General features: G+C 63.8%; 11 protein-coding genes. 9 read left to right on the top strand and 2 right to left on the bottom strand.

Going from position 1 to position 12542, the window contains the following annotated elements:
* The first annotated feature begins 77 nt into the window (after positions 1–77).
* The 7 genes from KVU_RS15335 to KVU_RS15305 are packed head-to-tail and all read left to right on the top strand — an operon-like array spanning position 78 to position 8022.
* Entirely contained in the window at positions 78–1652 is a 1575-nt protein-coding gene (locus KVU_RS15335; protein ID WP_014538164.1) for an ABC transporter substrate-binding protein, read from the top strand.
* Between the two features lie 18 nt (positions 1653–1670).
* On the top strand, positions 1671–2621 hold the full coding sequence (locus tag KVU_RS15330) for an ABC transporter permease (RefSeq protein ID WP_013385705.1): 951 nt from the start codon (positions 1671–1673) through the stop codon (positions 2619–2621).
* A gap of 9 nt (positions 2622–2630) precedes the next feature.
* A complete protein-coding gene (locus KVU_RS15325; protein ID WP_014538163.1) occupies positions 2631–3482 on the top strand; it encodes an ABC transporter permease in 852 nt (283 codons plus the stop codon).
* Positions 3479–5104, top strand: coding sequence for a dipeptide ABC transporter ATP-binding protein (locus tag KVU_RS15320; protein WP_013385703.1), 1626 nt, complete (start codon positions 3479–3481; stop codon positions 5102–5104). The genes KVU_RS15325 and KVU_RS15320 overlap by 4 nt, the downstream gene beginning before the upstream one ends.
* Complete coding sequence (locus tag KVU_RS15315) at positions 5101–6117, top strand: ketopantoate reductase family protein (RefSeq protein ID WP_013385702.1); 1017 nt, start codon at positions 5101–5103, stop codon at positions 6115–6117. The genes KVU_RS15320 and KVU_RS15315 overlap by 4 nt, the downstream gene beginning before the upstream one ends.
* Positions 6118–6119: 2 nt before the next feature.
* Complete coding sequence (locus KVU_RS15310) at positions 6120–7160, top strand: LLM class flavin-dependent oxidoreductase (protein WP_236953183.1); 1041 nt, start codon at positions 6120–6122, stop codon at positions 7158–7160.
* A 25-nt stretch (positions 7161–7185) separates the two neighbouring features.
* A complete protein-coding gene (locus tag KVU_RS15305) occupies positions 7186–8022 on the top strand; it encodes a sulfurtransferase (RefSeq protein WP_013385700.1) in 837 nt (278 codons plus the stop codon).
* A gap of 3 nt (positions 8023–8025) precedes the next feature.
* On the opposite strand, the gene KVU_RS15300 is transcribed toward KVU_RS15305, so the two are convergent.
* Positions 8026–8739, bottom strand: coding sequence for a GntR family transcriptional regulator (locus tag KVU_RS15300; protein ID WP_014538160.1), 714 nt, complete (start codon positions 8737–8739; stop codon positions 8026–8028).
* Between the two features lie 140 nt (positions 8740–8879).
* Here KVU_RS15300 and KVU_RS15295 point away from each other — a divergent pair, with 140 nt between their 5' ends.
* Together KVU_RS15295 and KVU_RS15290 are read left to right on the top strand one after the other, a co-directional pair.
* Positions 8880–10127 (top strand): NAD(P)/FAD-dependent oxidoreductase, encoded by a 1248-nt coding sequence (locus tag KVU_RS15295; protein WP_013385698.1) that lies wholly within the window; start codon positions 8880–8882, stop codon positions 10125–10127.
* On the top strand, positions 10124–11125 hold the full coding sequence (locus KVU_RS15290) for a 4-hydroxyproline epimerase (protein ID WP_013385697.1): 1002 nt from the start codon (positions 10124–10126) through the stop codon (positions 11123–11125). Before KVU_RS15295 ends, KVU_RS15290 begins: the two co-directional genes overlap by 4 nt.
* A gap of 43 nt (positions 11126–11168) precedes the next feature.
* On the opposite strand, the gene KVU_RS15285 is transcribed toward KVU_RS15290, so the two are convergent.
* Entirely contained in the window at positions 11169–12101 is a 933-nt protein-coding gene (locus KVU_RS15285) for a dihydrodipicolinate synthase family protein (RefSeq protein WP_013385696.1), read from the bottom strand.
* Positions 12102–12542: the final 441 nt, after the last annotated feature.

Raw genomic sequence — 12542 nt, 5'->3', positions numbered from 1 at the left:
GGCGTAATCTCTACCCTATTAGTCGTCATTCATTGCCGGGCCATCCGCCCCAAGACCCACCCCACAGGAGCCAATTCATGGTGTCTTACGTCAAGGCCGTCGCGGGTGCGTCGGCCATCGCTAGCCTATTGCCCGCCCTCGCCGCCTATGCGCAGCCTGCGCCCACCACCGGCGGCACCTATTACCATGCGCTGGAAGCGGCGGTGACCTGTATCGACCCGCCGACCCAGATCTTTCACGTCGCGCTGAACGTGGGCCGCCAATTGGTGGATTCGCTGGTTGACCAAGACCCGCAGACCGGCGCCATCGTGCCATGGATCGCCGAGCGCTGGGACATTTCCGAGGATGCCCAAACCTTTACCTTCCATCTGCGGCAGGGCAGCCATTTTGCCGATGGCGCGCCGATTGATGCGGCGGCGGTGCAGGCCAATATCGACCGCATCGCCGCGCTTGGCCCCCGTGCCGTGGGCGCCGCGCCGCTGCTGATCGGTTACACCGGCACCGAGGTGATCGACCCGCAGACCGTCCGCATCACCTTTGACCGCCCCGCCGTGCAATTCCTGCAAGCACTGTCGGGCGCATGGTTCGGGCTGATCTCGCCCAACGATCTGGGCAAATCCGCAGATGCGCTTTGTGCCGGTGACTTCGCAGGCTCTGGCCCCTTCATCACCGCCAGCTATCAGGGCGATACCGAGATCGTGCTGCAACGCCGCGACGGCTATGACAGCCATTCCAGCCTGGCGGGCCACACCGGCGACGCCTATGTCGATGCGCTGCATCTGGTCGTGATCCCCGAGGCCGGCAACCGCGCCGGCGCCGTCCAGACGGGCGAAGTGCATTCGGCATCGAATATCGCCTTCCAACATGTGCCGCTGCTGGAACAGCTGGGCCTGACGCTGCTGTCACCGCATATCCCCGGCATGACGGAATCGCTGATCTTCAACCGCGAGACCGCCATCGGCCAAGATGACGCCGTGCGCCAAGCCATCCAGCATGCCATCAACAGCGAAGAGCTGATCCGCACCGTCTGGGGCCCCAGCTGGACGCCGCGCACCGCCGTTCTGTCCGAAAGCACCCCCGGCTGGGCCGATTTCAGCGACCTGCTGACCTTTGACGAGGGCCGCGCCAACGCCATTTTGGACGAGGCCGGTTGGCTGCGCGGCGAGGACGGCTTCCGCAGCCGCGACGGCCAGCGCCTCTCCGTGCGGATCATCATGTCCAGCCCGGCCTCGGATCAGTTGGTGAAACAGCAGCTCGCTGCCGTTGGCATCGACTACAATATCGAGCGGCTGGATAGCGCGACCTCGACCGCGCGGGTGCAGGCGGGTGAATATGACATCTACAAATGGCAGATGACCCGCGCCGACCCCGCAATCCTGAACGCGGTCTGGAATTCGAACCGCACGTCGCAGGGCGTGGCGCGCAGCCCGGCCTCGGAGCTCGATGATCTGCTGCTGGTGCAGGAATCCGCGATTGATACCGCCGCCCGCGCCGCAGCCGCCGCAGATGTCCAACGCTATCTGATTGAAAACGCACTGGTTGTGCCGCTGGTTGATCGCGCCTGGACCTATGCGATCCATCCCAGCGGTCACGGTCTGCGTCTGGATGGCGAGACCAAGCTGGTGTTCTTCGACGTCTTCACCGACCGCTAACCCCGTCAGGATTTGGCTATGGCGATTTTGAAATTCTGGGCGGCGCGCCTTGGGCAATCAGCCTTCGTGCTTTGGGCCGCCTTCACCTTCAGCTTTGTGATCCTATATCTGCTGCCCTCGGACCCTGTCTCGCTGCTGCTGGGACAGGATGGCGCGGCAGGCGCGCCCGATGCGCAGACGGTCGCCGCGCTGAATGCGGAATTCGGCCTGGATCAAGGCTGGATCGCCCAGTATTTTCAGCGCCTTGGCCAATTCCTGACCCTCGATTTCGGCAATTCCATCCAGCACCGCCGCCCCGTCACCGACCTCGTGGCCGAGGTGCTGCCCGCCACGCTGCACCTCAGCCTGCTCGCGCTTGGCCTTGCGCTGGTGCTGGGGGTGGCGCTTGCGGTGGCCGCCTCGATGACCCGGATGGGGTGGCTGCGGCAAGTGCTGCAAAGCATCCCGCCGACCATTCTGGCCCTGCCGGGGTTCTGGATCGGGCTTGTGCTGTTGCAGGTCTTTGCCTTTCAGCTGCGCTGGGTGCCCTCGCTGCCCAATCGCGGCGCGCTGTCGATGATCCTGCCGGTGGTGACGCTGGCGCTGCCGACGGCGGCGATCATCGGGCAGATCCTGACGAAAAGCCTGCTGGGCACATGGCGGCAACCCTTCGTGCAGGTCGCCCGCGCCCGCGGCCTGTCGCAATGGGACATCCTGCACCGCCACGTCGCACGTAACGCCATCCTGCCCGCGCTGACCATGGCCGCGATCATCTTTGGCAACCTGCTGACCGGCACGATCATCACCGAAACCGTCTTCTCGCGCGGCGGGCTTGGCCGGTTGATCGAGCGGGCCGTCACCCAGCAGGACATCCCGCTGGTGCAATTCATGGTGGTGTTCTCTGCCTTTGTCTTTGTCGTCATCAACCTGCTGGTCGATGCTGCCTATCCGGCGCTTGACCCGCGCATCCGCCGCCCCCGCGCGGTCTGAGGGGGCCTTATGTCCGACCTGTCCATGCCCCGCGCCCGCAATGCGTGCCTGCCCGGCTTCACCCAAAATATCGGGATTATTCTGTCCCTTGCGCTGGTGGCGCTGATCGCGCTGGCGGCGGTGGTGCCCAGCCTGTTCACCCATTACGACCCGCTTTACGCCGACACCGCCGCCGCGCTGCAAGGGCCGTCGGCGGCGCATTGGTTCGGCACCGATCAATTCGGCCGCGACCTGTTCGCGCGGGTGATCTATGGCGCGGGGCCATCGCTTGCCGCCACCGCGCTGGCCGTCGCCATTGCGCTGGTGGTCGGCTCGCTGATCGGGTTGATCTCGGGCTATCTGGGCGGCTGGGCCGATGCGGTCATCATGCGCCTTGTCGATGTGCTGCTCGCGATCCCCGGCCTTTTGCTGTCGATGGCGGTCGTCGCGGCGCTGGGATTTGGCGCAACCAAGGTCGCCATTGCCGTCGGCATCGCCTCGGTCGCGGTCTTTGCCCGCCTGATGCGCGCCGAGGTCGTCCGCGTCGCCGCCAGCCGCTATATCGAGGCCGCGCGCCTGGGCGGCGCCTCGCGCCTGACGATCCTGTTCCGCCATATCCTGCCGAATGCGGCGGGCACGGTGCTGACGCTGGCCGCGCTGGAATTTGGCGGCGCAATCCTCGCGATTTCGGCCCTCAGCTTTCTTGGTTACGGCGCGCAGCCGCCGCAACCCGAATGGGGCTCGCTGATCTCGGGCGGGCGCGATTTCATCGCCGTCGCGCCTTGGCTAACGCTGTCCCCCGGCCTTGTCATCATTTCAACCGTGCTGGCCGCGAACCGCATCAGCCGCGCCCTCGACCCCGATCAGAGCCTTGTAAAATGAACGATCTCGCCCTCGACCTTAACGGCCTCACCCTGTCCTATCGCACAAAGACGGGCGAGAGCCGCACCATCTTGAACGATATCAACCTGCAGATCGGCGCGGGCGAGGCTGTCTCGCTGGTCGGTGAAAGCGGCTCGGGGAAAACCTCGCTGGGGATGGCGGTGCTGGGGTTGCTCGCGCCCAATGCCAGTGCGACCTATCGCAGCCTGACCATTGGCGGCGAGAAAATCACATCCTGGCGTGATCCTTTGTGGCGGCAGATCCTGGGCAACCAACTGGCGCTGGTGCCGCAAGATCCAAACGTCTCGCTGAATCCCGTGCGCAAGATCGGCGCGCAGATGGTCGAGAACCTGATCCTCCACCGCCTTGCCACCCCGCCCGAGGCCCGCGCGCGTGCCGCCGATTTGCTGGACCGCGTCGGCATCGACCGCCCCCTCCAGCGCCTGAACCAATTCCCGCATGAGCTATCGGGCGGCCAGCAACAGCGTGTGCTGATCGCAATGGCGTTCTCATCGAACCCCAAACTGATCGTCGCAGATGAGCCAACTTCGGGTCTTGATGTAACAGTGCAGCGCATCGTGCTGGATCAATTGGATAAACTGCGGCAAGAGTTCAATACCGCCGTCTTGTTGATCACCCATGACATCGGTGTTGCCGCCGACCGCACCGACCGCAGCATCGTCATGCAGCTCGGCAAGATGGTCGAACAGGGGCCGGTGCGACAGGTGCTGACACGCCCCAGCCATGCCTATACCCAAGCGCTGATCGCCGCCGCCCCCGCGCTGCATGGCGCGCGCCGTGCGCCGTCGGCGGGCCTATCCCCCGCCGCGCCGGGCGCAGCACTTGTGCAGGCGCAGGCGCTGACGAAACGCTTTGGCAGTCACCCGGTGCTGCATGGCGTCTCGCTGAATATTGCGCGGCACTCGACCGTGGCGATTGTGGGGGAAAGCGGCTCGGGCAAATCGACCCTCGCCCGCGCGATCACGGGGTTAGAGCGCATCGACAGCGGCATTTTGACATTCGACGGCGTGCCGGTGCCGCAACAGGGCCACCGCGCGCTGCGCCAGCATTTTCGTCGCGTGCAGATGGTTTACCAGAACCCTTACTCCGCCCTCGATCCCCGCTTTACCGTCGCCCAAAGCATTGCCGAGCCGCTGGCGAATTTCGATCGCCCGACCCGCGCCACGCTGCACCGCCGCACATCCGAGGCGCTGGATGCCGTCGCTTTGCCGCAAAGCTATCTGACGCGCCTGCCGTCCGAGCTGTCGGGGGGCGAGCGCCAGCGCGTCGCCATCGCGCGCGGGCTGATCTTGCGACCCGACCTTTTGGTGCTGGACGAGCCGGTCTCGGCGCTCGATGTCTCGGTGCAGGGGCAGATCCTGCAATTGCTGGTCGATCTGCAGGCGGAATTCCAGCTCACCTATCTGTTTATCTCGCATGATCTGGCGGTGGTGCGGCAAATATCGGATGAAGTTCACGTGTTGAACCAAGGCCGGATCGTCTCATCCGGCCCGACCGCGCAGGTCTTTGACGCAAGCACAGACCCCTACACGCGTCGCCTGCTGGCGGCGATCCCCGGACAATCCTTAAGCGGACAATCCCTAGATTTGGAGCGAATTTGACCCATCGTTATGTCATCATCGGCGGCGGCGCCATTGGTATGCAACTGGCGGGCCGCCTGACTTTGGCGGGCCTCAATGCCCTGCTGATCACGCGCGGCGCGCAATATCAGGCGCTGTCCACCGCCCCGCTGCACCTTCACCACCCTCAAGGCACCGATCAGGTGCAGATTGCGGTCGCCAATAGCCCCGAGGCCGCCCGCCTTACCCGCAATGATATTCTGGTCGTCGCGACCAAAACCCAAGATGTCGAACAGGTTGTGACCCAATGGGCCTGGCAGCCGCTAGAGGGCGACACATCCGGCGCGCCCGGTGCGTTGGCCGCCGATCTGCCCATCGTCATCTTGCAAAACGGCACCGCCGCCGAGGATATCGCCCGTCGCCGCTTTTCTCAGGTGATCTCGGTCGCCAGCATTGTGCCGGTCTCTTACCTTGAACCCGGCCATGTCACCTCGCGCGCGGCGCCCAAGAACGGCTATTTCCAACTGGGCCGCCTGACGGGTGCCAGCCTGCCCACGGATGACACTCTGGCGCAGATCGCCGGTGATTTCGAAGCCGCCGGTTTCGTCACCCGCATCCGCGACAACATCACCGCGCGCAAATATGAAAAGCTGCTGTTCAACGCAACCAATGCCGTCGACGTATTCGAAGGCACCGCCGATGAACGCCGCGCGCTGACCGCCGCCCTGACGGCCGAAACACGTGCCATCCTAAGTGCCGCAGGCGTGAACCTCGATCTTGGTGCACCGGATGTGGATATCGCGGTCGAACTTGGCACCAACCGCGTGCCCGCCGGCAACACCAACAGCGCGGCGCAGCGCTCGACCTGGCAAAGCTTCGCGCGCGGCAAACCCTCCGAGGTTGATTACCTGAACGGCGATATCGTCCTGCTGGCGCGCCAGCATGGGCTGGACGCGCCGCTGAATGCCCGCGTCCAGCGCCTTTTGGGCCTTGCGCAAACCTTGGGCGAAGCGCCCCAAACCCGCCACATTCGTGATGTGCTTTTGAAAGACTGATGATGACCACGACCATTCCGCGTCTGCGCCTTGGCTTTTTGACCAATGGCGCCTTTAGCGAACATGATGCAGGCGGCGCGGCCCAAGGCCACCGCGACGCCGTTGATCTGTTTCGCCTAGGCGAACAGCTGGGCTATGACGCGGGCTGGATCCGCAACCGCCATTTCGACAATTACGTCAGCTCCCCCCTGACGGTGCTGGCGGCGGCCAGCGCGGTGACCCAGCATATCACGCTGGGCACCGCCATTATCCCAATGGGTTATGAGCATCCGATCCGTCTGGCCGAGGATGTCTCGACCCTTGATCTGCTGTCCGGAGGGCGGGTCGAGCTGGGCATCGCGGGCGGCATTCCCAGCTTTGATGCGATTTTCAACGGCACAGACGGCCCCGGTTGGGCAAAGGCAACGCCCAAGAAAGTCGTGGATTTCCTCGATGCCATTCGCGGCACATCTTACGGGACGACGCCGCAGGGCGATGATCTGCACCTGCGCCCGCTCAGCCCTGGGCTGGCTGACCGCATCTGGTATGGCGCGGGCACGCCCGATAGCGCGCAGCGTGCAGCGGGGTTGGGCCTCGATCTGGTACTGTCGGCGATCGCGCCCAGCCTCGGCCTGCCGTTCGATGCGGCGCAAAAGGCGGTGGTCGATGCGCATCGCGCGGCATGGACCCGCACGGATCGCGCCCCGCGCTTTACAACCGCGCGCACATTCTTTCCGGCCCTCAATGACCGCCAGCGCGCCCTTTACCAAGGCTATGGCGATTTGCGCCAATCGCAGGGCCCCGCCGCCTCGCGCCCCAAAGGCGCGCTAACCCCGGCCGAGCCCGCAGGCCGCGCCAATTCCACCGGCGGCCTCATGAGCCCAGAAATCGTCGGCTCGCCCGCCGAGGTGATCGACTATTTGCTGGCCGATGTCGCGGTGCGCGAGGCGGGCGAATTGCTGATCTTCCTGCCCCCCGGTTTCAGCCATGCCGAGAATGTCGAGCTGATGGAAAACATTGCCACCCATGTCGCCCCTGCCCTAGGGTGGAGACCAGCGCGGTAATTCCGCCCCTAGAATGGACTGCACTATGACCGATCCGCTTATCTCGCCCGAAAAACTGGCCATCAGCCTGCATGATGTCGTGCTGCTCGATGCGACCTATTTCATGCCCTCCGACCCTGTTGCGGCCCGCGCCGCCTATGACGCGCTGCGCCTGCCCGGCGCGCGGTATTTCGAGATCGACAAGGTGGCGGATCATTCCAGCGACCTGCCCCATATGATGCCCGATGCCGTGACATTTGGCGCGGCGATGGCGGCGCTGGGGATCGACGGCAGCAAGCCGGTCGTGGTCTATGACCGCAGCGTGAACCATTTTTCTGCGCCGCGCGTCTGGTTCACGCTGACGGCCTATGGCGTCCCAGATGTGCGCGTGCTGGATGGCGGACTACTGTACTGGCAAAAACTGGGCCTGCCGCTGGAAGAAGGCGCACCGACCAATACCGCCACTGTTCCCGTGAAAGACTGGGTGCTGGATACCCGCCGCGTGCTATCGGGCACCGAGATGGCCGAGGTTGTTGCCGCAGGCACTCGCCCGATCATCGACGCCCGCGGCGCGCCGCGTTTCCAAGGCACCGCGCCAGAGCCGCGCGCGGGGCTCACATCCGGCCATATGCCGGGTGCGACGAATGTGCCCTTTGACCAGTTGACCGATACGACCACCGGCCAATTCGCCAGCGTGGATCAGTTGGAAACGCTGTTTGCAGAAAAATCCGGCACCGATACCGTGCTGACCTGCGGATCAGGCATGACGGCGGCGACGCTGACCCTTGGTCTTGCCCGGATCGGCCAGACCGGCACGATTTATGACGGGTCATGGACGCAATGGGGGCGCGGCACGCTGGGCCCCATTGTGACAGGCGCATAAGCCCTACAGGCCCATCTGCGCATTCTGCCGGTTATCCGCCGAGATATAGGACTGGATCTGCCGCACGATCTGATCGGCATGGGCGCGCGCCAATTCATCGGCGCGCGTCACATCACGCGCAATAATGGCGGCGATCATATCCTCATGCTCGTTCACATATTGGCGCGGCAGATTGTCGTTGAACGAGGAATAATACAGCCGCAGAATGCGCCGCCCCTCATCCAGCAGACGGGTGAACAGATCGATGTAATATTGATTGCCGCCTGCGCGCGCGATGGCCAGATGGAAATCGCGGTTGGTCAGGATCAGCGCCATGACATTCTTTGCCTCGACCGCCGCCACGAATTCGTCCTGCAGGGCGCGAATGGCGGGGATATCCTCGGGGCGGTGGTTCGCAGCCGCCAGCCGCGTCGTCACCCGATACATCAGCGTCAACGCATCAAAGAAATCCGGCAGGTTCAGGAAATCGATCTGCGATACGATTGTTGCGCGGTTGGTCAGCGTGGTGATCAACCCCTCGGCCGCAAGGCGCACCAACGCCTCGCGTATGGGGGTGCGCGACAGGGCAAAACGCTCGGCCAATTGCACTTCGTCAATCGGGGTGCCCGGCGCCAGCTTCAACTCGATAATTTCATTGCGCAGCGACTCGTAGACATAGGACACACCCGCGCCGCGTTTCAAAATGGAGGGCTCGAGCTTGTCGGGCGCTTTGCTCATGGCTGTGATCCTATCGAAAAAGGGCTGGCGCAGTCTTGCATGGTTCATGCATACAGAGCCATAGGTCTTGTTAAATTTTTATTGTCGACAGAGCGCATGCACAGTGTTAGCGCTGGGTTAAAATCGCAGCAGGGCAAGATATGCGCATTGGCGTGATCGGAGCGGGCATCATCGGCGCCACATCGGCGCTGGCATTGGCCCGTGCGGGACATGAGGTTGTAATTTTCGACCGCAAAGGCGTCGCGGCGGAAACTTCGCGCGGGAATGCGGGGGCGTTTGCCTTTGCCGATATCATCCCGCTGGCCACGCCCGGCATCCTGCGCAAAGCGCCGAAATGGCTGCTCGACCCGCTGGGGCCATTGTCGCTGCCGCCCGCCTATGCGTTGCGCATCGCGCCGTGGCTGCTGCGCTTTTGGCGGGCCAGTTGGCGCGACCGCTATGCTACGGCAGTGGCCGCGCAGGTCGCGCTGATGCAGGTCTCGCAAGCCGCGCTGGCGGATCTGCTGCGTGACTATCACCTGCAAGACCTGATCCGCACCGACGGGCAGTTACAGCTTTACGAGGGCGAGGCCGCCTTTGCCGCCGCCATGCCCGGCTTAAGGGTGCGGCAGCAGCATGGTATCGCCGTCGATCTGCTGACCGCACCTGCCGCCATTGCCGCCATTCAGCCCGGCCTTGTCCCGCGCTTTACCCATGCCGCCTTTACGCCCGCATGGTCGAATGTCACCGACCCCGCCATCTGGACCGAGGCCGTCCTGATCGAGGCGCAGCGCCTGCGCGCCAAACTGAAAATCGCCGCGGTGACGGCCATCACCCCCAGCGATGCCGGCGTGACCCTTGCCACCCCCACCGGCCCAGATCGCTTTGACCGCATCGTCCTTGCGACCGGCGCCTTTAGCAACCCGCTGCTGCAGGACATGAACTTGCGGCTGCCGCTGGATACGGAACGCGGCTATAACACCACCTTGCCCGCTGGCGCCTTTGACCTGCGCACCCATGTGACCTTTGCCGACCACGGCTTTGTCGTCACCCGTATCGGCGATGGAGTCCGTGTCGGCGGTGCGGTGGAACTGGGCGGGATGGACCTGCCGCCCAATATGGCCCGCGCCGATGCGCTGCTGGCAAAGGCAAAGCGCTTTATGCCCGATCTGGTCACCTCTGGCGGGACACAATGGATGGGCTTTCGCCCCTCGATGCCCGACAGCCTGCCGGTGATCGGGGCGCATCCCGATGATCCGCGCATCGTGCTGGCCTTTGGCCACGGCCACCTTGGCCTGACCCAATCAGCGGGCACCGCGCGCCTTGTGGCCGATCTGATCGCGGGTGCCCCGCCCCAGATCGACCTGACCCCCTATCGCCCCACCCGCTTTTTCGGATATCGCGCATGACAAACCATACGTTTCAATGCCTTGACGGCCATACCTGCGGCAACCCCGTCCGCCTTGTTGCCAGCGGCGGCCCGCAGTTGCAGGGCGCGAATATGATTGAAAAGCGCGCCCATTTCCTGCGCGAGTTCGACTGGGTCCGCACCGGCCTGATGTTCGAGCCGCGCGGCCACGACATTATGTCCGGCTCGATCCTTTATCCGCCCACGCGCCCCGATTGCGATGTGGCAGTGCTTTTCATCGAGACCTCGGGCTGTCTGCCGATGTGCGGCCATGGCACGATCGGCACCATCACTATGGCGATTGAAAACGGGTTGATCACCCCCCGCACGCCCGGCCGCCTGTCGATCGAGGCCCCCGCCGGCCGCGTCGATATTGAGTACCGCCAAGACGGCCGCTTTGTCGAAGAGGTGCGCCTGACCAATGTCCCCAGCTTCCTGCATGCCGAAGGCCTGACTGCCGAGGTCGAAGGTCTGGGCGAGATTGTGGTCGATGTCGCCTATGGCGGCAATTTCTATGCGATTGTCGAGCCGCAGAAAAACTTCCGCGACATGGCCGATTATACCGCCAGTGACCTTGTGACCCTCTCGCCGCGCCTGCGCCGCGCGCTGAACGCGAAATACGAATTCATCCACCCCGAAACCCCTGCGATCAATGGCCTCAGCCATATTCAATGGACAGGCGCGCCCACAGTGGATGGGGCCCATGCCCGCAATGCCGTGTTCTATGGTGACAAAGCCATCGACCGCAGCCCCTGCGGCACCGGCACCTCCGCCCGCATGGCGCAGCTTGCGGCCAAGGGAAAACTGAGCGTCGGCGATGCGTTTTGGCACGAGAGCATCATCGGCTCGATCTTTAAGGGTCGCGTCGAGGCAGCGGCCGAGGTTGCGGGCCAGCCGGCGATCATCCCCTCGATCGGTGGCTGGGCGCGGCAGACCGGCTTCAACACGATCTTCATCGACGACCGCGACCCCTATGCGCATGGCTTTGTGCTGATCTGAAAAGGGGGCCTTGCGGCCCCCCCTCATTTCGCGCTGCCCCGTCTTAGGCTGCCCAGTTGGCATACCAGTCTTTGAACAGCTGGTATTGCGTGGTGACAAAGGCCTGCTGCGATGGCGTCAGCGCGTCGCTCTCGTTGAAATGCAGCGCATATTCCGCATTGCCGTTCAGAACCAGCAAGTATTTGTAATACAGCACCAAATCGGGGCCCTCATCAAACGAGGACAGCACCAGCAGCGCCTGTTCCAGCTCATAGGCCTTGCGGCGCGCCTCGGCATCGCCCGCCGCCGCCGCTTGCGAGAGCGCCACCAGATGCAGCACTTCGCGCGGCAGCGCATTGCCGATGCCGGTGATCGCGCCCTTGGCGCCGCAATTGATGAACCCGTGGCAAACCTGCGTGTCCACGCCCACCATCAGCGTCAGGCCCGCATCGCCCGATGTGATATTCTGCGCCGCATAGGTCAGATCCGCACCGCCGCCAAATTCCTTGAACCCGATCAGGTTCGGATGCTCCGCGCGCAGCGCAAAGAACAGATCCGCGCGCGTGGCAAAGCCATAGTACAGGCTGTTATAGATGACAGCGGGCAGATCGGGCGCGGCGGCCAGCACCGCCTGAAAATGCGCCTTTTGCGCGGCGACAATCGGCCCGCGCGACAGCACGCGCGGGATGACCATCAACCCCTTGGCCCCGACGCTGGCGGCATGGGCGGCAATTGCCACCGCAGATTTCGTATTCACCGCGCCGGTGCCGACGATCACGGGAACGCCCGCGCCTGCCAAGCGCGCGACACCCTCCATCCGCTCGGCATCCGACAGCAGCGGCCAGTCGCCCATCGAGCCACAATAGACGACCGCCGACATGCCCGCCGCGATCAACTGCTGCCCCTTGCGCACCAGCGCATCGAAATCGGGGCTGCGGTCAGGCTTGCACGGCGTCATCAGCGCGGGGATGCAGCCGGTAAAAATAGTCTCGCTCATTCTCATTCCCTTTGGGTCACTTTCCCAAAGGTTATACGGTGATTATTTATCTTGTCGACAAATAGAATTCAAAAAGCGCGCGCCGCCAAAAGAAAAGACGTTCCGCGCCGCCTTTAACGCCCGCCCGTTAAGACCCATTTCCGGGGTGTCGGCGCCCATTCCCAAGGCAGTTCACGCCTGCTGCTGCGGGTGGTTTCAGATTATTGTTTCGATCCATGGCGTTCGGCGCACTCCATTACCGCCTCATCTCCGCCTCCAGAACCTGCTGTCGATAGGGCCCGCATCACTTCGCGTGTCGCATCTTGACCGGCAGAGCTGACGTGACATCGGTGTGCTGCCCGATCTGATCCGCAAACGCCCGCAACCATCCAGATCCTCAATCAGCGCCGGCACATCGAAATGCCCGCTGACCGCGGTTAGACTGAAGGTTTTCATACAGGC

Source organism: Ketogulonicigenium vulgare WSH-001 (assembly GCF_000223375.1).
In the GTDB taxonomy this organism is placed as follows: Bacteria; Pseudomonadota; Alphaproteobacteria; order Rhodobacterales; family Rhodobacteraceae; genus Ketogulonicigenium; species Ketogulonicigenium vulgare.
The sequence above is the reverse complement of the archived record's forward strand: the minus strand, read 5'-3'. Positions and strand labels throughout refer to the sequence as shown.